This is a genomic window from Brevundimonas sp. EYE_349, assembly GCF_023147505.1.
GTDB lineage: Bacteria > Pseudomonadota > Alphaproteobacteria > Caulobacterales > Caulobacteraceae > Brevundimonas.
Window position 1 is genome coordinate 266,602 of the sequence record NZ_JAHXPB010000004.1, and the last position, 21,847, is coordinate 288,448.

Annotated in this window: 20 protein-coding genes; 12 read left to right on the forward strand and 8 right to left on the reverse strand. The window is 66.4% G+C overall.

The genetic code is table 11. The features are described from left to right. The first annotated feature begins 53 nt into the window (after positions 1-53). The 4 genes from KZX42_RS09675 (at position 54) to KZX42_RS09690 (ending at position 5,896) form a co-directional block, all read left to right on the forward strand. Complete coding sequence (locus KZX42_RS09675) at positions 54-1,589, forward strand: TolC family outer membrane protein (RefSeq protein WP_248118995.1); 1,536 nt, start codon at positions 54-56, stop codon at positions 1,587-1,589. 173 nt (positions 1,590-1,762) lie between these two features. Next, the gene (locus KZX42_RS09680; protein WP_248118996.1) at positions 1,763-2,359 is read left to right on the forward strand and encodes a DUF2497 domain-containing protein; all 597 of its coding nucleotides are present in this window, start codon (positions 1,763-1,765) and stop codon (positions 2,357-2,359) included. A 76-nt stretch (positions 2,360-2,435) separates the two neighbouring features. Beyond that, positions 2,436-5,168, forward strand: a complete 2,733-nt coding sequence (locus KZX42_RS09685; protein WP_248118997.1) for a valine--tRNA ligase — start codon at positions 2,436-2,438, stop codon at positions 5,166-5,168. Then, on the forward strand, positions 5,165-5,896 hold the full coding sequence (locus tag KZX42_RS09690; RefSeq protein WP_248118998.1) for a TlyA family RNA methyltransferase: 732 nt from the start codon (positions 5,165-5,167) through the stop codon (positions 5,894-5,896). Before KZX42_RS09685 ends, KZX42_RS09690 begins: the two co-directional genes overlap by 4 nt. Before the next feature lie 92 nt (positions 5,897-5,988). Here KZX42_RS09690 and KZX42_RS09695 read toward each other — a convergent pair whose 3' ends face one another. Further along, complete coding sequence (locus tag KZX42_RS09695; protein WP_248118999.1) at positions 5,989-6,654, reverse strand: glycine zipper 2TM domain-containing protein; 666 nt, start codon at positions 6,652-6,654, stop codon at positions 5,989-5,991. Between the two features lie 201 nt (positions 6,655-6,855). Here KZX42_RS09695 and KZX42_RS09700 point away from each other — a divergent pair, with 201 nt between their 5' ends. Together KZX42_RS09700 and KZX42_RS09705 are read left to right on the forward strand one after the other, a co-directional pair. Beyond that, positions 6,856-8,100, forward strand: a complete 1,245-nt coding sequence (locus tag KZX42_RS09700; RefSeq protein WP_248119000.1) for a class I SAM-dependent RNA methyltransferase — start codon at positions 6,856-6,858, stop codon at positions 8,098-8,100. A gap of 7 nt (positions 8,101-8,107) precedes the next feature. Next, a complete protein-coding gene (locus KZX42_RS09705) occupies positions 8,108-8,521 on the forward strand; it encodes a hypothetical protein (RefSeq protein WP_248119001.1) in 414 nt (137 codons plus the stop codon). Positions 8,522-8,635: 114 nt separating this feature from the next. Here KZX42_RS09705 and KZX42_RS09710 read toward each other — a convergent pair whose 3' ends face one another. The 3 genes from KZX42_RS09710 to KZX42_RS09720 form a co-directional block, all read right to left on the reverse strand. Next, positions 8,636-9,469, reverse strand: a complete 834-nt coding sequence (locus KZX42_RS09710) for an alpha/beta fold hydrolase (protein WP_248119002.1) — start codon at positions 9,467-9,469, stop codon at positions 8,636-8,638. Positions 9,470-9,512: 43 nt separating this feature from the next. Continuing rightward, positions 9,513-10,610 carry a PA0069 family radical SAM protein gene (locus KZX42_RS09715; protein WP_248119003.1) on the reverse strand — a complete coding sequence of 366 codons (1,098 nt, stop codon included), beginning with the start codon at positions 10,608-10,610 and terminating at the stop codon, positions 9,513-9,515. Between the two features lie 65 nt (positions 10,611-10,675). Next, complete coding sequence (locus tag KZX42_RS09720; protein ID WP_248119004.1) at positions 10,676-12,157, reverse strand: D-alanyl-D-alanine carboxypeptidase; 1,482 nt, start codon at positions 12,155-12,157, stop codon at positions 10,676-10,678. 305 nt (positions 12,158-12,462) lie between these two features. Here KZX42_RS09720 and phaP point away from each other — a divergent pair, with 305 nt between their 5' ends. From phaP to KZX42_RS09740, 4 genes are all read left to right on the forward strand, one after another. Further along, the gene (gene phaP, locus KZX42_RS09725) at positions 12,463-12,954 is read left to right on the forward strand and encodes a TIGR01841 family phasin (protein ID WP_248119005.1); all 492 of its coding nucleotides are present in this window, start codon (positions 12,463-12,465) and stop codon (positions 12,952-12,954) included. Between the two features lie 168 nt (positions 12,955-13,122). Beyond that, positions 13,123-13,452, forward strand: a complete 330-nt coding sequence (gene clpS / locus KZX42_RS09730; RefSeq protein WP_017504641.1) for an ATP-dependent Clp protease adapter ClpS — start codon at positions 13,123-13,125, stop codon at positions 13,450-13,452. 13 nt (positions 13,453-13,465) lie between these two features. Next, positions 13,466-15,772, forward strand: coding sequence for an ATP-dependent Clp protease ATP-binding subunit ClpA (gene clpA / locus KZX42_RS09735; protein ID WP_248119006.1), 2,307 nt, complete (start codon positions 13,466-13,468; stop codon positions 15,770-15,772). Between the two features lie 103 nt (positions 15,773-15,875). After that, positions 15,876-16,682: a hypothetical protein gene (locus tag KZX42_RS09740; RefSeq protein ID WP_248119007.1), complete on the forward strand. Its 807-nt coding sequence runs from the start codon at positions 15,876-15,878 to the stop codon at positions 16,680-16,682. Between the two features lie 3 nt (positions 16,683-16,685). Here the strand turns inward: KZX42_RS09740 and KZX42_RS09745 are convergent, their stop codons facing one another. Together KZX42_RS09745 and KZX42_RS09750 are read right to left on the reverse strand one after the other, a co-directional pair. Continuing rightward, the gene (locus KZX42_RS09745; protein ID WP_248119144.1) at positions 16,686-17,831 is read right to left on the reverse strand and encodes a GNAT family N-acetyltransferase; all 1,146 of its coding nucleotides are present in this window, start codon (positions 17,829-17,831) and stop codon (positions 16,686-16,688) included. Further along, on the reverse strand, positions 17,828-18,286 hold the full coding sequence (locus KZX42_RS09750) for a RidA family protein (protein WP_248119008.1): 459 nt from the start codon (positions 18,284-18,286) through the stop codon (positions 17,828-17,830). The genes KZX42_RS09745 and KZX42_RS09750 overlap by 4 nt, the downstream gene beginning before the upstream one ends. Before the next feature lie 106 nt (positions 18,287-18,392). Here KZX42_RS09750 and KZX42_RS09755 point away from each other — a divergent pair, with 106 nt between their 5' ends. Both KZX42_RS09755 and KZX42_RS09760 read left to right on the forward strand, forming a co-directional pair. Beyond that, entirely contained in the window at positions 18,393-19,298 is a 906-nt protein-coding gene (locus KZX42_RS09755; protein WP_248119009.1) for a hypothetical protein, read from the forward strand. Then, a complete protein-coding gene (locus KZX42_RS09760; RefSeq protein ID WP_248119010.1) occupies positions 19,226-19,621 on the forward strand; it encodes a hypothetical protein in 396 nt (131 codons plus the stop codon). Before KZX42_RS09755 ends, KZX42_RS09760 begins: the two co-directional genes overlap by 73 nt. A 31-nt stretch (positions 19,622-19,652) precedes the next feature. On the opposite strand, the gene KZX42_RS09765 is transcribed toward KZX42_RS09760, so the two are convergent. Together KZX42_RS09765 and pncB are read right to left on the reverse strand one after the other, a co-directional pair. Continuing rightward, the gene (locus tag KZX42_RS09765; RefSeq protein WP_248119011.1) at positions 19,653-20,393 is read right to left on the reverse strand and encodes a polysaccharide deacetylase family protein; all 741 of its coding nucleotides are present in this window, start codon (positions 20,391-20,393) and stop codon (positions 19,653-19,655) included. Positions 20,394-20,430: 37 nt separating this feature from the next. Then, positions 20,431-21,726, reverse strand: a complete 1,296-nt coding sequence (gene pncB, locus KZX42_RS09770; RefSeq protein ID WP_248119012.1) for a nicotinate phosphoribosyltransferase — start codon at positions 21,724-21,726, stop codon at positions 20,431-20,433. Positions 21,727-21,847: the final 121 nt, after the last annotated feature.

Below are 21,847 nucleotides of genomic sequence, written 5' to 3' on the forward strand. Positions count from 1 at the left end.
ACGCTTGAGAAAACATTCGGGCGTTCTTTCGGGGCGTCGGGCAAGGACGGACAATGTTGAAACGCTCGCGTGTGCTGGCTTCGGCCGCAGTGGTCGCCGTGATGACCGGCCTGGGCGCGCCGGCCTGGGCCGAGACGCTTCAGGACGCCATCGCCCTGGCCTATCGCACCAATCCCAACCTTCTGGCCCAGCGCGCCAATCAGCGGGCCCTGGACGAATCGGTGGTCCAGGCGCGTTCGGGCCTGCGGCCGACGCTCAGCGCCTCGGCCGGCGTGGACTATACGCGCAGCGATTTCCCCGCCGTGACCCAGTTCGTCGATACAAATGGGGACGGCATCCCGGACACCCAGATTTCGACCAAATCGTCCGAGACCCAAGGCGCCAATCTTGGCGTCAGCGTCAGCCAGAGCCTGTGGACCGGCGGCCGCACCGCCCGCGCCATCGACCAGGCGCAGGCCGGCGTGCTGGCTGGCCGCGAGAATCTGCGCCAGATCGAACAATCGGTCATGCTGTCGGTCATCCAGGCCTATGTGAACGTGACCCGCGACATGGAGATCCTGCGCATCCGCCAGGAGAACCTCAGCGTCCTGCAACGCCAGCTGGAAGAGACCAGCGCCCGCTTCGAAGTGGGAGAGATCACACGCACCGACGTCGCCCAGGCCGAGGCGTCCCAGGCCCAGTCCGAGGCCGATCTGGCCAACGCCCAGGCCCAGTTGGCCACGTCGCGCGCCGCCTACGCCGCCGTGGTCGGTCAGTCGCCGACCGATCTGGAGGCCGCGCCGACCCTGCCGGCCGTGCCGACCGACTTCGATGTCGCCATGGAGACGGCGCTGCAACGCAATCCGAGCGTCCTGGCCGCCACCTATCAGCTTCAGGGAGCCGAGGCCGCCGTCGCCGCCGCCCGCTCGGAATATATGCCGTCGCTGCGCGCCACCGCCTCCTACGGCGGATCGTCCAACGATCTGGGTGATTTGGGCCAGCTGGCCGACCGTCGCAGCTTCACCGCCGGCGCCACCCTGTCGGTGCCCCTGTTCACCGGCGGACTGAACCAGTCCCGCGTCGCCCAGGCGCTGGAGCGCGCCAACGCAGCCCAGATGGCCATCGAGGGCGAACGTCGAACCGTGCTGCAGAACGTCAGCTCGGCCTATGCTCAGGTTCTGTCGACCCGCGCCAATGTGACGGCCGGGACTGAGGCTGTGCGCGCCGCATCCGTCGCCGCCGAGGGCGTCCGTCAGGAGGCGCAGGTCGGCCTGCGCACCACGCTGGACGTCCTGAACCAGGAAGTGACGCTGCGCGCGTCACAGACCGCCGTCGCCAGCGCCCGCGCCGCCGAATATGTCGCGCGCGCCTCGCTGCTCGCCGCCATGGGCCAGCTGGAAGGGCCGGCGCTGAACCCGACCGTCGAGGTCTATGACCCTGTGACCAACTATGATCGCGTCAAGGGTCGCGGCGGCCTGCCGTGGGATGGCGTTATTGAAACGCTGGACCGCGTGGCCTCGCCGCCCATCGTCGGGGCCGTGGACGCGCCTGACGCGCCCATCGACGCCCAGTTGAAGGGCGAGGTCGTTCGCACCGCCCCCCGGAACTGATCCTTAGCGGACCACGAACCGGCCGCTGCGAACGCGCCCGTTGATTCAATCGGGCGAAGATGCGACGACAACACATAGATTCCAGACGATCCGTCGTCTGGCGTCGTCCCGTTCGCGGCGCGCGGATCGTTCCGTGAGCCAGTTTCTTCCCAGGCCACGCCCAAGGTTGCGCCATGACCGATCAGTCCGCCCAGGAACCGACCATGGAAGAGATCCTGGCGTCGATTCGCCGGATCATCTCCGAAGACGAGGCCCCGGCCGAAACCCCGGCCGCCGCCGCGACGCCTGAGATCGAGGCCCAGCCTGAACCCGCGCCCCAGCCCGCAGCGGCGCAGGCCGTCTTCGCCGCCCCGTTCGAGCCCGAACCGACCTCGTCGGTGGAGGACGACGTGCTGGAGCTGACCGACCGTTACGACGCGGCCCCGGTCGAGACGATCGGCGACCTGGATGTGACGCCGACCGAAACCTATCAGCCGCCGGAGCCCCCCGCGCAGCCGGCGCGGGAACAGGCCTACGACACCCTGGTCGGCGAAAGCGCCGCCGCCAGCGCCGCCTCGGCCTTCGCCGGCCTGGCCGCCAGCTTCAAGAAGCCGGAACCCGCGCCCGCCGCCTCGACCGGCGATCTGCCCTTCGTCAGCGGCAATACGGTGGAGGCCATGGTCGCCGAAATGTTGCGGCCCCTGCTGAAGGATTGGCTGGACGCCAATCTGCCGGCCATCGTTGAGGCCCAGGTACGTAAGGAAGTCGAACGCATCGCGCGCAGCGCCTAGCCCTTCGCCTCAACCCAGACTAATCCGAGGGGCGGCTCCGAAAAGGGGCCGCCTTTCTGCATTCCGAGATACCCAAATGCTTGAGAAGACCTTCGAACCCCAGGCCGCCGAGCCCCGCCTTTACGCCCAGTGGGAAGAGAGCGGCCTTTTCGCGCCCCGCACGGAAGGGGAGGCGGGCGCCTATTCGATCGTCATTCCGCCGCCGAATGTGACGGGCAGCCTGCATATCGGCCATGCGCTGAACAATACGCTGCAGGACATCCTGGCCCGCTATCACCGGATGAAGGGCAAGGCGGTGCTGTGGCTGCCCGGCACAGACCACGCCGGCATCGCCACCCAGATGGTGGTCGAGCGTCAACTGGGCGCGGCCGGCAACATCGGCCGCCGCGACATGGGCCGCGACGCCTTCATCGAGAAGATCTGGGAATGGAAGGCCGAGAGCGGCGGCACCATCGTGCGCCAGCTGCGCCGCCTGGGCGCATCGTGCGACTGGTCGCGCGAGCGGTTCACCCTGGACGAAGGGCTGAACGCCGCCGTCCGCAAGGTCTTCGTGCAGCTGCACAAGGAGGGCCTGATCTACCGCGACAAGCGGCTGGTGAACTGGGACCCGCATTTCCAGACGGCGATTTCCGATCTGGAAGTCGAACAGCGCGAGATGGACGGCGCCTATTGGCACTTCGCCTATCCGCTCGCCGACGGCGTGACCTATGAACACCCGGTCGCCTTCGACGAGGACGGCAAGGCGCCGGAATGGGAAACGCGCGACTTCATCGTCGTGGCGACGACCCGGCCGGAAACGATGCTGGGCGACACAGGCGTGGCGGTGCATCCTGAGGACGAACGCTATGCCGGTCTGGTCGGCAAGTTCGTAACCCTGCCCATCGTCGGCCGTCGCATCCCCATCGTCGCCGACGATTACGCCGATCCGACCAAGGGCTCGGGCGCGGTCAAGATCACGCCTGCGCATGATTTCAACGACTTCGGCGTGGGCAAGCGCGCGGGTCTGCCGTCGCTGAACATTCTGGATGCGTTTGGCCGCGTCACCGACGCCGACACGCCGGACGTGCCCTCGGACTATGTGGGTCAGGACCGCTTCGCCGCGCGCAAGGCCATCGTCGCCCGCGCCGAGGAAGAGGGCTGGCTGCGCGAGATCGAGAAGACCAAACACGTCGTCCCGCACGGCGACCGCTCGGGCGTGGTAATCGAGCCGTGGCTGACGGACCAGTGGTACGTCGACGCCAAGGTCCTGGCCCAGCCTGCGCTGAAGGCGGTGGAGCAGGGCGATACGGTGTTTGAGCCGAAGTCGTACGAAAAGATCTATTTCGAATGGCTGCGCAATATCGAGCCCTGGTGCATTTCGCGCCAGCTCTGGTGGGGCCACCGCATCCCGGCCTGGTACGGCCCGAACGGCGAAATCTATGTCGCCGAAACGGAAGAGGACGCCCGCGAACAGGCGATGGCGGACTATGATTCCGAGGTCGCTCTGACCCAGGACGAGGACGTTCTGGATACCTGGTTCTCCTCGGCCCTGTGGCCGTTCTCGACCATGGGCTGGCCCGAGAAGACCGAGGATCTGGAGCGGTTCTATCCGACCAGCGATCTGGTAACGGCGGCGGACATCATCTTCTTCTGGGTCGCCCGGATGATGATGATGGGCCTGCACTTCATGGACGGCGAGGTTCCGTTCAAGCGGGTCATCATCAATGGTCTGGTCCGCGACGAGAAGGGCCAGAAGATGTCGAAGTCCAAGGGCAACGTCATCGACCCGCTGGGCATCATCGACGAGCTGGGCGCCGACCCCTTGCGCTTCACCATGGCCATCCTGTCGGGCACGCGCGACATCAAGCTGTCCAAGCAACGCATTGAGGGATACCGCAACTTCGGCACCAAGCTGTGGAACGCCGCGCGCTTCAGCCAGATGAACGAGGCGCGCCGCGTCGAAGGCTTTGATCCCGCGACCGTCGAGCAGACGATCAACCGCTGGATTCGCGGCGAACTGACCAAGGCCGAACGCGCCGTGTCCGACGCCATCGAAGGCGGGCGGTTCGACGATGCGGCGGGCGCGCTGTATCGCTTTGTCTGGAACGTCTTCTGCGACTGGTATCTGGAACTGGCCAAGCCAGTGTTCCAGGGATCGGACGAGGCCGCCAAGGCGGAGACGCGCGCCATGACGGCCTGGACGCTGGATCAGACGCTGAAGCTGTTGCATCCGGTCATGCCGTTCATCACCGAGGAGCTTTGGGCCGAACTGGGCAAGGAAGGTCCGGCGCGCGAGACCCTGCTGATCGGCGCCGAATGGCCCGTTCTGCCGGACGCCTTCATCGACGCTTCGGCACAGTCCGAGATCGGCTGGCTGGTCGATCTGATCGGTGAAATCCGGGGGCTGCGCGCCGAAATGAACGTACCGCCGTCGGCCAAGCCGCCGTTGGCCTTCGTTGCGCCCGATGCTGTTACGGCCGAGCGGATCGCCCGTCATCGCGACCTGATCCTGACCCTGGGCCGCGTGTCCGAGGTCGGTTCGGCCGATGCGGCGCCGACCGGCGCCGTGACCTTCGTGTCCGGCGCCTCGACCGTCGCCCTGTCGCTGGCGGGCGTCATCGACCTGACCGTTGAACGGGCGCGTCTGGAGAAGGAGATCGCCGCCTTCGACAGCGACATCGGCCATGTGAACAAGAAACTGGGCAATCCCAACTTCGTCTCGCGCGCCGCGCCGGACGTGGTGGAGGAACAGCGCGCCAAACTGGCCGAAGCCGAGGCTGGCAAGGCCAAGCTGCAGGCGGCCCTGGCCCGCCTCAGCGAGATCGGGTGAAATCCCGCATCGACCAGCTGCTCGTCTCGCGCGGGCTGTTCGACACCCGCGCCCGCGCCCGCGCCGCCATCGAGGCGGGGCGGGTCAGGGCGGATGGTCGCCTCGTCGCCAAGCCGTCCGAACAGATCGCCGAAGACGCCGATATCCAGGCCGAACCGGCCCATCGCTGGGTGGGGCGGGGCGCCTTGAAGCTGGATCACGCCCTGGCCCTGTGGCCGGTGGCGGTCGAGGGGCGCACGGTGCTGGACGTCGGGGCCTCCACCGGCGGCTTCACCGAGGTCTGTCTGAACCGCAGTGCAGTGCAAGTTTTCGCGGTCGATGTCGGAACGGGCCAGCTTCATCCAAAGGTCGCCGCCGACCCCCGCGTCGTGAACCTGGAGCGGACCGACGCCCGCGACCTGACCCCCGAACTGATCCCCGTGGCGCCGTCGCTGATCGTCTGCGACGCCAGCTTCATCAGCCTGTCCAAGGTTCTGCCCGCCGCCCTGGCTCTGGCCGGGCCGGGCGCGGACCTGATCACCTTGGTCAAACCCCAGTTCGAGGGCGATGGCCCCAGGTCGGTCGGCAAGAAGGGCGTGGTCAAGGATCCGGCCGCTCATGCCGCCGCTGTGCAGCGCGTACGTGATTGGCTGGAAGACCTGGGCTGGGCGGTTCAGGCCGTGACCGACAGCCCCATCACGGGCGGCGACGGCAATATCGAATTCCTGCTCTGGGCCGTGCGCCACTGATCCGACGCGCGTTTCCCCCAGAAGAGAAACCGCCGGAGGACTGATCCTCCGGCGGCTCCCGTCACATCGTCGATCGACAGGGGGGCTGAAAATTAATCGACGACGCGATAGCGGCCATACTGGTCGGGGCAGGTGCGGACGTAGCGCGTGTCCGTGCGACCATCGGGCAGACGGATCTGGCTTTCGGCCAGGCGGCATCCGTCGGAGTTGCGATAGGAGTCGACCGGCCGAGAGCGGTCGTCGTAGTAGCCGCCGCTGTCATAGGCGTAGTCCGAACGACGGTCGTAGTCGTCGTAGCGATAGCCCTGATCGCCCGTATAGCGGTTGTCATAGTAGCCGTAGGTCGGTTGGCTGTACCCCTGGTTGTAATAGCCGCTGGAGCCATAGCTGCTTTGATAGGTGCGGCAGGCGTCGGAGCTGGAACGGCCGACCTGAGAGCCAACCACGGCTCCGAGCACGCCGCCCAGAATGCTGCCCTCAGTGCGACGACCGCGCGCGGCCAACTGCGACCCGATAACGGCGCCCGCGCCGCCGCCGATCACCGCCCCGGCGCCCGTGCGGCCCTGACGCTCACGCGAGCAGGGGTCGTAGGAGGGGTAGCCGCGCCCGTAGTTATACGAAGGCGCATAGGCGCCGGTGCCGTAGTTCTGGCTGTAGCCATAGCCATAATAATTCTGAGCCGAAGCCGCCATCGGGGCGGCGGTGACGCCGAGCGCCAGGGCGGCTGCGGCGGCGAGCGAAGACTTGGAGAGACGCATTTTTCAACCCTTCCGAGGACCGAACGATTTCCGTCAACGGTTAACGGCAAGCCTCGTGTCTCGTTGCAGTCCGATTTAAGACAGCAAAGCTGAACGGCATTTGAGCGGTCTGTTCATCTTCGTTCATCTTTCAGGCGAGTGGACGGGCGTTGATCCTGGCGCGACTTGAGCGGTCTTTCGGCGGCGGCTAGAAGCCCTGCGATGGAGACTTTCACGATCGACCGCGTCGGCGGCCAGGGCGACGGCGTCGCCCGCACGCCCGCGGGCCCCGTGTTCGCCAGCCTGGCCTTGCCCGGTGAGACGGTGCGCGGCCAACTCGTGGACGGTCGGTTGGAAGGCGTGGAGATCGTCACCCCCAGCCCGGATCGGATTGCGCCGGTCTCGCCCCAGTACGGCGACTGCGGCGGCTGTTCGCTGCAGCATTGGGCCGAACAGCCCTATCTGAACTGGAAGCGCGATCAGGTCCGGCTGGCCTTGGCCCGCGAACGGATCGAGACGGAGGTCGAGGCGACCATCGCCACGCCGCCGGGCAGCCGCCGCCGCGTGGCCCTGCACGCCCGTCGCGATGCGGATGGCCGCGTCGTGCTGGGGTTCAAGGCGCGGCGGTCCTGGCGACTGGTCGAGGTCATGGCCTGTCCCGTGGCGGACGCCCGCATCGTTCAGGCCATTCCCGCCCTGACGCAGGTGGCGGCGGCCTTCTTCGAACATCCCAAATCCGCCCCGACGCTGCACGTCACCTGGACCCTTGCCGGGCTGGACGTCGATGTGACGGGGGTGGAGCGGCGATCGGGCGGCGGCCTGTCCGCCGACGCGCGCGCCCAGGCGGTTCAGGCCGCGCACCGGGCCGACCTGGCGCGACTGAGCCTGGCGGGCGAAACCCTGGTGATGGCGCGCCAGCCGATGGTGGCTTTCGGACCGGCGACGGTCGCCCTGCCGGCCGGCGGTTTCCTGCAGGCGGCGCCGCCGGCCGAACTGGCCATGACATCGCGCGCGGTCGCGGCGGTGAAGGGGGCCAAGAAGGTCGCGGACCTGTTCTGCGGGGCGGGAACCTTCACCTTCCCCCTGGCGACGGTCGCCCCGGTGATCGCCGCCGATGCGTCAAGGCCCGGCATCGACGCCCTGAAGTCCGCCGTGGGTTCGGCCAAGGGCATGAAGGCGATCACGGCAGAGGCGCGCGATCTGTTCCGCCGCCCGATGACGCCCTATGACCTGAAGGGGTGCGACGCCATCGTGTTCGACCCGCCCCGCGCCGGCGCCGTCGAACAGACAGCCCAGATCGCCACGACCAAGGCGGCCGTCGTCGTGGGGGTGTCGTGCAATCCCCAGACCTTCGCGCGCGACGCCCGCGTCCTGATCGACGCCGGGTTCCGGCTGGAGACGGTCACGCCCATCGACCAGTTCCTGTGGTCCGCCCACGTTGAACTGGTCGGCGTTTTCACCCGATAGGACGATCATGACCGAGATGACCGACGACCTTGTAGAGGAAGATGGCGGCGGCTTCGACGCCGACGACTGGGGACGGTTGAAGGCCTTCACCGGGGCGGTCGCGACGCTGGAGGACGTGCAGGCGCGCCGCGCCATCTTTGCGCTGGGCGACACCGACGATCCACGCCCCATCGCCATGGACCTGCCGCAGCCGGTGATCTGGTGGGACGAGGACGGCGAACAGGCGGCCGTCGCGGTCCAGGCCGAAAGCCACCTGGGCGCCGACGGTGAAGAGATGGAGGTCTTGGGCCTGATCCTGCCGGACGGGGAGGGGGCGGTGGCCCTGATGGAGGATGTCGATCTGGTCGACGACAGCGATCCCACCTGGCGCGATCTGGTGACCCGCGCCATCGATCTCTCGGACGCCGACGACCACGGCTAGGCGATATTCGGCCCTAAACCGTCAGTCCGGGGCGTCCGTAGGACGAACCTGGAATCAGCGGGGCACGCTACGGCGCTGAACGTGTCGAGCAACGACTCTGTAGTCCTATTGAACCTAGTTCAAAGCGGCCGCGACCCGACCGGCGAAGTCGGGCTGGTCGGGAATGTCGCCATGGTCGGCGCGCGGGAAGACCAGGCGCCGGACATCCACACCGCGCGCCTCCAAATCCCTGGCCAGGTTGCGGCTCAGCGCGGGCGGCAGGGTCTGGTCGCGCCCGGCCTCCAGCACCACGACCCGCCCCAGATAGCCGTCCAGCGTGGCCGGCACGTCGATGGCGGCCAGGGTGTCGGCCATCTGGACGCGGATCAGGGGCCGCCACAGCCCCAGCATCTGGTCCACGGCCGCGCGGTCGGTCGGCGTCGTGGCCTCCAGCACGACGGCGTCGGCGCGAATGAGGCGTGCGGCATCCGCGCACACCGGACCGCCCAGCGAGTGGCCCCAGGCGATCAGCCGGCGTCCCTCCGCATCAGCCTGGGCGCGGGCGCTGGCCGCGATGACCTCTCCGGCGGCGCGGTAGCTGGCGAAATCGGCTTGACCCGGCGTGTCGCCCGATCCGGGATAGTCGAACATCAGCACGTCGCCGAACGGCGCAAGTTCGCGCGAGACCGCCGCCCCGTTGACGCCGCGCCGAAACAGGTTGCCGCCGCAGTACAGAATCAAGGGCGCATCCGGCCGGCCGGTCCTGACCCGCGTCGCGGCGACCGCCCCGCCGGAATAGGGCAGGGACAGGGTCTCGCCGCCCGCCACCGCGGGGCCGGGCGTCAGAACCATCTTCTCGGCCCTCACACGCGCGTCAGGATAGAAGAACTGGCCCTCGGGCACCTCCACGGTGACGCAGCCGGCAAGAAGAGCGGCCGTGCCGACGAGCGTCGATAGACGTTTGATCATGCCATTCCCCAAGGACGAGGGACGCTAAACCCAAGCGTGGCCTTTAGGCAATCCTGACTTCGGGGGCGGCCTGCGGCAGGTCGAACAAATCCATCTGCGGGCGGGCGTCGGCGGGCACACGGAACTGCGTCTCGTCCAGCAGACGGTGAGGCGTATCCAGACCATAGCGTTTGACCGCCGCCTTGAAGCGCGCGCCGATCAGTTCGGCGACCGGGCCCGTGCCCTTCATCCGCTGAGACCAGTCGGCGTCATAATCCTTTCCGCCCCGCGTCTGCCGGATCAGCGACATGACCCGCGCGGCCCGATCCGGGCGGGCGTCGGCCAGCCATTCGCGGAACAGATCCTTGATCTCGAGCGGGAGGCGCAGCGTCACATACATGGCGCGCGTCGCGCCCGCCTTGGCGGCAGCTTCGAGAATCGATTCCAATTCGTGGTCGTTCAGGCCGGGAATGACCGGAGCGAACCCCACGCCGACCGGACAGCCCGCCTCGGCCAATCTGGAAATGGCCTCCAGCCGTTTGGCGGGGGTGGAGGCGCGCGGCTCCATCGCGCGGGCCAGTCCGCGATCCAGGGTGGTGATGGAGACGAAGGCCGAGGCCAGGCCCGCCTTGCCCATCGGTCCCAGGATGTCGGCGTCGCGCCCGATCAGCACCGACTTGGTGATGATGCTGAACGGATGGTTGAACCGCTGCATCACCTCCAGGATCGAACGGGTCGATCCCAGTTCACGCTCGATCGGCTGATAGGGGTCTGTGTTGCCGCCTATGTGGATTCGCTTGCATCGGTATCGGGGTGCGAGGAAGGCCTGTTCCAGCAGACGTGCGGCCTGGGGCTTGAAGAAGATGCGGCTCTCGAAATCCAGGCCCGGGGATAGGCCCATCCAGGCATGGGACGGACGGGCGTAACAGTAGATGCAGCCATGTTCGCAACCTTTGTACGGGTTGATGGAGCGGTCGAATCCGATGTCCGGGCTGTCGTTCCGGGCGATGATCGTGCGAGCGTGTTCCGGCGTGAGGGTGGTGCGCAGGGGCGCGGCCTCGGCGTCGTCGCGCGTCCAGCCGTCGTCGAACGACAGGTGCTGCTCAGGTTCGTAGCGGCCGGTGGCATTCGAACGCGCGCCTCTTCCCTTGGCGGTTTCCATGGGAAGGATGATGCTTCATCAATCGGAACAAAGCAAGAACATTTGTCCCTGCTCGTTCGTATGGATCAGTCGGGGCCGATGACCATGCAGGTCACGCGCCGTTCGGCCAGGGCCTCGCAGGCGCCCTTGGCGGCCGTCTCCGTCAGGCCGGTGAAGCGCGAACGATACCAGTCGCCGGCGGTCTGGACGTTGCGCTCGGCGCTGGCGAACTGGGCGCGGAAGCGACGATTCAGCTCAGTCAGCCAGTCGTTGGCGACTTTCTCGTCGCGAAAGGCGCCGACCTGAACGGCCCAGCGTCCGGCGGGCGCGCGGGCGGCCGTGCGCGCCGATTCCCGTGCAGGCGCCGGGGGCGTGGCGCGACGCGGCGTGGTCGAAGGGGCGATGGTCGCGCTCGCCGGCGCGCCGTTCAAGGAGGCGGTGACGTTATGCGGCGCGCGCGCATTCGTCGCGGCGGCCTGACCGGCGGCCTGGACGGTCGCCGCCGCGCGCTGGCTGGCCGCGCGTTCGGACGGCGCCGGCGTTACGCGGGTCGGCGGAACGGCCGGCGCTGGGGCGGCCGTATAGGCGACGGCGGTGGAGCCTGGGGCCTCGCCATCCTCGTCGTCGCGGATCGAGGCGTAAGCGATGGGCGCGTCGCCGGTCGCGGACTCCCCGCCCACGCCGAAGCCGCGCTGCTCGAAGAATGTCTGGGCGACCTGGATCCGTTCGCCCTGCGCCCGCCGGCGCTCGACCTCGAATCCGGTGTCCATCAGTTCGGCGACATGGGCGTTGCGGCTGGCCGTCGAACGACCGCCCAGGACGATGGTGATGAGGCGACGCCCGTCGCGCACCGCCGAGGCCGCCAGATTGTAGCCCGAGGCGTTGGTGTAGCCGGTCTTCATCCCGTCATAGCCGCGTCCCGTCGGCAGCAGGCCGTTGGTGTTGCGATAGTTGCGGCCGTTATAGGCCCAGTCGTGCAGACCGAAGTAGCTGTAATACTGAGGGAAGTCGCGCATGATGGCCCGCGCCAGGATGGCTTGGTCACGCGCCGAGGTCAGCTGGCGCGCATCGGGCAGGCCGTTGGCGGTGACATAGCGGGTCTGGGTCATGCCCAGCTGTTCCGCCTTCATCGTCATCATATTGGTGAAGCGCGCCTCGGACCCGCCGATATGCTCCCCGATGGCCAAGGCCATGTCGTTGGCCGATCGGACGGCGGTGGCGCGCATGGCGTTGTCCAGGGTGATGGTCTGACCCGCCGCCAGACCCAGTTTCGATGGCGGCTGGGATGCAGCGCGCGGCGAGATGGTCAATACGTCGTTCAGGTTCGCCTTGCCCTGCGACAGCGCTTCGAACGTCAGATACAGGGTCATCATCTTGGTCAGGGACGCCGGGTAGCGACGGCTGTCGGCATGACGCGCGAACAGCACCTCTCCGGTCGCCGCATCGATCACGATGGCGGCATAGCGACTGCTTTCCTGAGACTGGGCCACGATCGGGCGGACATTGACGCCCAGCACCAGCGAGGCGGCCAGGAGGGCGAAAAGGCCGCGGCGGAGGAAGGCGATCATGGGTGATACAACCCTTTGGTAATCAAGCCCTTGGCGAGCAGGGTGCGGCAGGCCCCCCGGCCGACGCGACGAAAGGGTTAGCATAGGAACCTGGGGTTTCATGGTGGTTAACCGCCCGTCAACGCGAATTTGAACCGTCTATCGGGGTTATGCCTATCAGCTTATCGGCGATCACATTGTGCAGCGCACAATGCGGCCTTGCATTCCTTTCGCACTTGCAGCATATTGTGGTTCTGCGAGGGTTCGCCTCGCGTCAGATTTTCCGCACCGCCGCCCCCGGGCGGGCAAACACCGGAGAGACGATCATGGCCGACGCCGCCGAGACGATGAAGAAGACCGCCGATCAAGCCGCCGCCGCCACCGCTTCGGCCGGCGCCAGGGTCAAGGCCCAGGCCGAGACCCTGCAGGCCGCCGGAACCCAGGCCTTCCGCGAAGGCATCGACAAGTCGGTCGCCTCGCTGGGCGAGCTGAACGCCCACGGCAAGAAGAACCTGGACGCCATGGTCGAGTCGGCCACCGTCGCCCAAAAGGGCGCCGAGGCCCTGTCGCAACAGGCTCTGGGCTTCGCCAAGACCTCCTGGGAAGACGGCGTCGCCGCCTCCAAGGAACTGTCGACCGCCCGCTCGGTGCAGGAGTTCTTCGAACTGCAGACCGCCTGGGCCAAGAAGTCCATGGAACGCTACGTCGCCGAAATGACCAAGACGAACGAGATCGTCGCCGCCACGGTCAAGGACAGCCTGAAGCCGCTCAACGAGCGCGTCACCGCCTCGGTCGAAAGCTTCCAGGCCGCACGCTAAGTCGCAGCGACCCTGTAGATCGAAAAGGCCCCGGAGTTCGCTCCGGGGCCTTTTTTCGTTCGGCATCCGTGATTTGCCATTCACGCAATCCGTGACTGGACGCCGCTTCAAATCAGGCCATCATTCCCTATCTGTTAGCCAAGACGACTCCCCGATTACGGAACACGAATGCCCATACAAAGGCCCGGCGAGACGGGCGGCGGTCAAGGAACCGCCGTCGTCACCGAAACCAAGCCGAAACTTCAGAAGCCCTCGCTGTATCGGGTGCTGATCCTGAACGACGATTATTCGCCGATGGAGTTCGTCGTCTATGTGCTGGAGCGGTTCTTCCAGAAGAGCCGCGAGGAAGCGACCCGCATCATGCTGCATGTGCACCAGCATGGCGTGGGGGTCTGCGGCGTCTTCACCTATGAGGTCGCCGAGACCAAGGTCGCGCAGGTCATCGAGACGGCGCGTCGCCACCAGCACCCTCTGCAATGCACGATGGAAAAGGACTGAGAGGAGCCTCCCGATGCCTTCATTTTCCCGTCCTCTCGAAGAAACCCTGCACCGCGCGGTGGGATACGCCAATGCGCGCAGGCATGAATACGCCACGCTGGAGCATCTGCTGCTGGCGCTGATCGACGACCCGGATGCGTCCGGCGTCATGGGCGCCTGCAATGTCGATCTGAACGCGCTCAAGGCGGCCCTGACCCTCTATGTCGACAACGACCTGGCCGCCCTGGCCACGGCCGATGGCGAGGACGCAAAGCCGACCGCCGGCTTCCAGCGCGTGATCCAGCGCGCGGTGATCCACGTCCAGTCGTCGGGCCGCGAAGAGGTGTCCGGCGCGAACGTGCTGGTCGCCATCTTCTCCGAGCGGGAAAGCCACGCCGCCTATTTCCTGCAGGAGCAGGACATGACGCGCTATGACGCGGTCAACTTCATCGCCCACGGCATCGCCAAGAAGGCCGGCGCCTCCGAGGCCAAACCTGCCAAGGGGGCCTCGCCCGAAGAGGCCGAGGACCAGTCGGCCGTCAAACAGGGCGGCGAGGCGCTGGAAGCCTATTGCGTCGACCTCAACGAGAAGTCGCGTCAGGGCAAGGTCGATCCGCTGATCGGTCGCCAGGCCGAGGTCGAACGCTCGATCCAGATCCTGTGCCGCCGGACCAAGAACAATCCGCTGCTGGTCGGCGATCCTGGCGTCGGCAAGACCGCCATCGCCGAAGGCCTGGCCCGCAAGATCGTCAACGGCGAGGTGCCGGACGTCCTGAAGGACGCCACCATCTATTCGCTCGACATGGGCGCGCTGCTGGCCGGCACTCGCTATCGCGGCGACTTCGAGGAGCGGCTTAAGCAGGTCGTCAAGGAGCTGGAGAACCACGAGAACGCGGTCCTGTTCATCGACGAGATCCACACGGTGATCGGCGCGGGCGCGACCTCGGGCGGGGCGATGGATGCGTCCAACCTGCTGAAGCCGGCCCTGGCGTCGGGCACGCTGCGCTGCATGGGGTCAACGACCTACAAGGAGTATCGCCAGCACTTCGAGAAGGACCGCGCCCTGGTGCGTCGCTTCCAGAAGATCGACGTCAACGAGCCGACGGTCGAGGATACGGTGAAGATCTTGAAGGGTCTGAAGACCTATTACGAGCAGCACCACAAGGTCCGCTACACTGACAGCGCGATCCGCACGGCGGTCGAGCTGTCGGCCCGCTACATGACCGACCGCAAACTGCCGGACAAGGCGATCGACGTGATCGACGAGGCGGGCGCCGGCCAGATGCTGCTGACCGAATCCAAGCGCAAGAAGGTCATCGGCCAGAAGGAGGTCGAGGCCGTCATCGCCAAGATGGCCCGCATCCCCGCCAAGTCGGTGTCCAAGTCCGACACCGAAAGCCTGCGCGAGCTGGAGACCGATCTGAAGCGCGTCGTCTTCGGTCAGGAACAGGCCATCGAACAGGTTTCGGCGGCGATGAAGCTGGCGCGGGCGGGTCTGCGCGACCCGAACAAGCCGATCGGCAGCTTCCTGTTCAGCGGCCCGACCGGCGTGGGCAAGACCGAGGTGGCCAAGCAACTCGCCGCCACTTTGGGCATCGAGATGCAGCGGTTCGACATGTCCGAATATATGGAGCGTCACACGGTCAGCCGCCTGATCGGCGCGCCTCCGGGCTATGTCGGTCATGACCAGGGCGGCCTGCTGACGGACGCCGTGGACCAGCATCCGCACGCCGTCATCCTGCTGGATGAGATCGAGAAGGCGCACCCGGACGTCTACAACATCCTGCTGCAGGTGATGGACAACGGGATGCTGACCGATGCGGTCGGCAAGAAGGTCGATTTCAGGAACGTCATCTTGATCATGACCACCAACGCCGGCGCCGCCGACAACGCTCGCGCCTCCATCGGCTTCGGTCGGGGCAAGGTCGAGGGCGAGGACGACAAGGCCATCCAGCGCCTATTCGCGCCGGAGTTCAGGAACCGCCTGGACGCGATCGTGGCCTTCAAGTCGCTGGGCGCCGATACGATCCGCTCGGTGGTGACCAAGTTCGTGCTGCAGCTGGAAGCCCAGCTGGCGGACCGCAACATCACCATCGAACTGACTGACGAGGCCGCCGACTGGCTGGCCAAGAACGGCTTCGACGAACTGTACGGCGCTCGTCCGCTGGCGCGGGTCATCCAGGACTCGATCAAGAAGCCGCTGGCCGACGACATCCTGTTCGGCCGCCTGACGCGCGGCGGACACGTCAAGGTCCAGCTCAAAGACGGCAAGATCGACTTCGACATCGCCAGCCCCTCGGGCGCCCCGGCGAAGTCTGAGGAGGAAGAAGAAACGGCCTGATCGCCAGCAGGCAACGAAAGGACAGGCCCGGACGTCGCCGTCCGGGCTTTTTTTGTTTCCCAGATTGTTGTGGAACTTGGTGGGTGGGGGTGGGGGGTGTGCAATGAACCTGAAGGTCGTGAGGGCCTTGATCGTGGCAGCGTCGGTCTTGGCCGTTCTTGTCATCGTCATAGCCGTCTGGTTTCAGGGTTTCCGATTTAATGGCGACGTGATCTTCCTGGTCATCTTCGCGATCTGCCTTTTGGCGGCAGACCGGACCTACGACTGGGTTTCGAAGCGATCTCCCAGCCGCATAGGCGCCTATTCGTCGGCGGCGACAGTCCTGATGATCTGCGCCTTCGTGTCTGCGGAGTTGATGATTCGTCTGAATATCGACAACCGCGCCTCGATCTATCGATGGATGGCCGGCTTGGGGCTGGTGACGACTGTCGCCTGGGTGGCTTTCGATCTGATGTGGCGGGGAAGGCTTGATTCGTCCGACAGGTGGATCAAGCCCACGGCCATTGCAGCAGCGATCTTGGTGGTTTTTGCGTCGCTCTGGGCGGGTTTCACCGTCCCGGTCGTCAGGGTAGGCCGTGTCACGGCTGATGACTGCGCCTTGATGGCTCAGGCTTTGAAGGAATTTTCGCCGGAGGGCGTGGCCGGCGGCATGCGTCTGGAGGCGAAGGCGAACTGCGATTGGCGCTCTTTTGGACTTCCTGAGCCGGGCGTCGATCAGGGGTATCCTATCGGAGATTTTCACCCGTGGTTTTCTGTCGAACCCCCGACCTATTCGCTGTTCAGAACACGCGCAGCGCTGTCGGTCGGTCAGGAGTGGATCATGCTGGGCGGCGGGGGCCAGACCTGCTTCTATACTCGAACGCTCAAGGGATGGCGAAATAGCCGCTGCGAAGAGAGCTGGATCAGCTGACCGCTAGGCCTGTTTGAACGGCGACAATTCGGCCGTCATCGCGACCCTCTGTTCCTCGACCGCCGGACCTTCGCGCTCCAGATAGCGGGCGACGGGGTCGCGCAGGGCGGGGTCGGCGATGAAATGGGCGGAATAGACGGGGGAGGGCAGATAGCCGCGCGCGATCTTGTGTTCGCCTTGCGCGCCCGCCTCGACGCGGGACAGGCCCCGTGAAATGGCGAAGTCGATGGCCTGATAGTAGCACAGCTCGAAATGCAGGAAGGGCACGTCCTCAAGCGCTCCCCACTGACGGCCATAGAGGGCGTCGCGACCGATGAAGTTCAGGGCGCCGGCGATGGGCGCGCCGTCGCGAAACGCCATGACCAGGGCGATCCGGTCGGCCATCGTCGCCCCGATGCGGTCGAAGAAGTCGCGCGTCAGATAGGGCCGACCCCATTTTCGCGAGCCGGTGTCCATATAGAAGGCGAAGAAGGCGTCCCAATGGGCAGGTTCGATCTGGGCGCCGGTCAGGATGCGGATATCGAGACACGCCTGGGCCTCGCGCCGCTCGCGCCGGATCGACTTGCGGCGATTGGACGACAGGGCGGCCAGGAAGTCGTCGAAGGTTTGATAGCCCTCGTTGCGCCAGATGAACTGGATGTCCTGGCGCGGCAGCAGGCCGGCTTGGGTCATGGCCTCCCACTCCGGCGCGGTGGGGAAGTTGACGTGCAGGGACGAGACGCCCAGCCTTTCCACCAGCGTCAGGGCGCCTTGCAGCAGGGCCTGGCGCACGGTCGCGGCGTCGGCGTCCGGGTGGTTCAGGAAGCGCGGTCCGGTCGCGGGCGTGAACGGCACGGCGCACAGCAGCTTGGGATAGTAACGGCCGCCGGCCCGCTCATAGGCGTCGGCCCAGCTGTGGTCGAAGACATATTCGCCCTGGCTGTCGCCCTTCAGATAGAGGGGCGTCACGCCCAGCACCGCGTTGTCGCCATCGCGCAGCGCCAGATGTCGCGGGGCCCAGCCCTGGCGCGGCGTGGCGCTGTCGGACGCCTCGCAGGCGTGCAGGAAGTCGTAGGACACGAAAGGATCGCCGGTCGGACGCGCGCAGGCGTCCCAGGCCTCGCGGCCGATGTCGGCGATCCCGTCGTGAACCGAGATTTGAAAGATCAGCGGATCTCCACGATCGCGTCGATCTCGACAGCGAAGCCCAGCGGCAGCTTATAGACCCCCACGGCCGAACGAGCGTGTTTGCCGGCCTCGCCAAAGACCTGGACCATCAGGTCCGAGCAGCCGTTGATGACGGCGGGGATGGCTTCGAACTCAGGACCCGCCTGCACGAAGGCGCCCAGTTTGACGATGCGGACGACGCGCTCCAGGTCGCCATCGACGGCGGCCTTGATCTGGGCGATCAGGTTGATGCCGCACAGGCGGGCGGCCACGACAGCCTGTTCCGGGGTCACATCGACGCCGACCGTGCCCTTGATCCCGCCATTGGCGTCGTTCGACAGCTGGCCCGAAATGGTGATCTGGTTGCCGGAGCGGACGAAGGACACATAGCTGGCGACCGGCTTGGCCGGTTCCGGAAGGGTAATGCCGAGTTCGGCGATGCGGGCTTCAACGGTCATGGGGGCTCCTTTTATCTGGTCGCGGGTTTAGCGTGCGGCAAGGGCGGCGTCACCCGTTCGGCGGGCTTTAAAGGTTCGCCAACTGCTGTGTGCGACGTTGGCGAACATGGATATGCACCTGACGCCCGATGTCGCCGCCTTCCAGGCCGTGCTGGACAGGCTCTCTCCCGAGGACCACGCCCGTGTGGACGCGGCCTTGGCGCCCGCCGCCGCCAAGGCCGCGGAGGCCGCGCCGCACTGGGATTTCGAGGCGCCAGCCAAGGCGGTCGATCAGGTGCTGGGGGCGGATGCGTCCAACGACGTGCGACGCGGGCTGGTGGCGGCGTGGACGCTGCAACTGCCCGACCGTGTGCGGACGATGAGCCTGCCTGCCGAGGTGATGGCCCTCTATCCGTATTGGGTCGACCAGTTGGCGGCCTTCCTTAGCAAGGCCGAGGGCGATTATGAGTTCGATCACTGGTCCAAGGATGTGCGGTTCTCGCTGGCGCTCAGCGTGCCTGCGGCCAAAAGTCAGGTGATCGACCTGAGCTCGCCGGTTGGGCCGGGCCAGATCATCACCCATGTGCGCCAGGGCTGGGGTCTGAAGCCGCTGTTCCGATATCTTGCGGCGGGGGCGAAGAGGGAGGCGTGGCTGGAGGTGCATACCGAAAGCCGCTGGCTGCGCGGCTTCAACGAGGAGGGCTGGAATGCGGCCTGGGCCACGGCGGCCGAACTGTGCCGCGCGCGCCCCGAACTCGCGGGCATGATCGGCTCCAGCTGGTTCTACGATCCGCCCCTGACCGAGATCAGCCCGCGTCTGGCCCACCTGCGACTGAACCCTCTGAACGGCGGCGCCTTCATGGTGCATCAGGGCCCGGCGCCGATCCACACCGAACGGGCAGGTACAGCTTCGCCGTCGAGGAAGGCGCTGATCGACAGTGGCGAATACACCGCGCGGTCGTGGTTGATGATCTGGCCGAGGAAAGAGCTGATCGCCTGGGCGGATCGGCGCAAGGCCGGAGGCGTCGCCTGACCCTGAAGCCACGACGCCCCAAGGTCCTGTCGGCCAATCTCTGGCTTATCGGCCCGCTGTTCGTCGGCGTCCTGCTGAACGCCGTCATAAGGCCGGTGATGGCCGACCGATTAGGGGGTGAACAGGTCGTGACCGGGGCCGGCGTGCGGGGCCGAGACGTGCATTGGGTGTTCGATGCGCCGACCCAAGGCGAACACCCGCTGGCCACGGTGTTTCTGGGATGGTCACACGGCCAGATTGCCTTGGTCGCGCTGGCGGCCGCTGTGGTGCTCGGACTGGGGGAATGGTCCATCGGGCTGTTGAGAAGGCGAGGAAAAGGCTGACCGGCCTGCGGCGCGGCCTCAGTTCAGCGATTCAGGTCGTCGCCAGCCGCCATGCCGCCGCAACCGGCTGAATGTCCAGGTTTGCCGCCTTGGCCAGGCGGATCAGACGATCGATGTCCTCTAGCCGGCATCCATAGGGCGTCGGGGCGTCGCTGACGTCATGGCCATAGGCGATCAGCCAACTCTTTGACTCCGCCGTCTGCTCTATCAGTTTCTCCAGATCATAGCCCGGCAGGCGGCGGCTCTCGAGACCGATGGCCTGCAACAGATTACGGTCCGCAGTTCCTGTGTTGACGCCATCGCGCACCCCGCGTCCGCACAGGAACCGGCGGTCGATCACTGGCTTGGCCGTCCGCGCGCAGTCGCCGAACGGATAGGCGAAGGTCTGCATTTCATAACCATTCAGCCGCTCGGCCACCCAGGCGGCGTTGCGCGCCAGGCTGGCGTCCAGTTCGGCCGGCGACAGGGTCAGGGTCGAGACGTGTTCGTAGGTATGGCAGCCGACCTCATGCCCCGCCGCGTGCAGGGCCTGCAGATGCTCGACCTCGAACTGAGGCAGGTCCAGGTTCCGCCCGCCCGCCAGACCGCCGCACACATAATAGGTCGCCTTGACGCCATGCTGGGCCAGAATGGGTCCGGCCTCTGTCCAGGCGCTGGCGGGGATGTCATCGAACGACAGGCTCAGAACCCCGCGCGCCGGTCGGATATCGACGGGGCGGACGTCCAGATAGCGGCCGGCGCGGCGGCGCATCTTGTCGATGAAGGCTCTCATGACCGGCCTTATCCCACAGCCGCCTTAAGGTCGGGTTTCAGACGGTGACAGGTTGCGCCGTTACGCCGCGCACGCCGAAGACGCGGCGATAGCGTTCGATCTCGGCCGGATCGCCCACGGCTTTTTCAGGATTGTCCGACAGTTTGACAGCGGGTCGCCCCCCGGCCTCGGCCACCTTGCAGACCAGAGAAATAGGCTCCAGTTCAGGCGCGAAGGCGGGCGAGCAGTCGCGGAAGTCATTGGTCAGATTGGTGCCCCAGCCGAAGCTGAGACGGGCGCGACCGTGGAAGTGCGCGTGGGTCGCCTCGATGCTGTCGATGTCCATGCCGTCCGAGAAGATCAGCAGCTTCTCCTTCGGATCGCGCCCATGCGCTGTCCACCAGCCGATCAACCGCTCGCCGGCGGGAATGGGCGGGGCGGAATCGGGACGGAAGCCGGTCCAGTCGGCCACCCATTCCGGCGCCTGATCCAGAAAGGCCTCGGTGCCGAAGGCGTCGGGCAGGACGATCAGCAGATTGCCCGCATAATGTCTGCGCCACTCGTCCAGCACGGCGTAAGGGACCTGGGCCAAGGCCGCGTCGTCGGGCGCCAGGGCGGCCAGCACCATCGGCAGCTCGTGGCCATTGGTGCCGATGGCCTCCAGATCGTTCTCCATGGCGTGCAGCACGTTCGATGTGCCGATGAAGGACCGGCCCAGACCCTCCTTCAGGGCCTGAATGCACCAGCGTTGCCACAGGAAACCGTGCCGTCGCCGGGTGCCGAAGTCCGAAAGGGCAAGATCGGGCAGGAGCCGCAACCGCTCCACCTTGGACCAAAGCCGGGTCTTGGCGCGCGAATACAGGATGTCCAGTTCGAAGCGACCCAGCCGCTGCATCCCGACCCGGCAGCGCAACTCGTTCAGGATGGCCAGCGCCGGGATTTCCCACAGCGTCACCTCGGCCCAGGCGCCGGAGAAGGTCAGCACATACTGACCATCCTGAACCGACAGATCGTATTCCGGCAATTGGTAGTCGGTCAGCCATGCGATGAAATCCGGCGAGAAGATCTGCTTCACCCCATAGAAGCTGTTGCCCGCCAGCCAGACCAACTCCTTGTTGGTGAAGCGCAGGGTGCGGGCGTGATCCAACTGTTCGCGCAGGGCCGCGATGTCGACTTCTTCGGCCAGACGCACGGTCTTGGTGCGGTTGATGACCTGGAAGGTGACCGGCCCGTCGCGATGCTCGCGCCAGATCATCTGCAGCATCAGCAGCTTGTAGAAGTCGGTGTCCAGCAGGCTGCGGACGATCGGGTCCAGGCGAAAGCCGTGGTCATAGGCGCGTTTGGCGAGATCCATGACGGCATTTGAGCCGATGGGACCGGGGAGTGCACGTTTTTTCCGCCTCTTCCTCCGTCATCCTCGGGCTTGACCCGAGGATCGGATGTTGGACGGACTGTGCGTCAGTTCGGGCGCAATG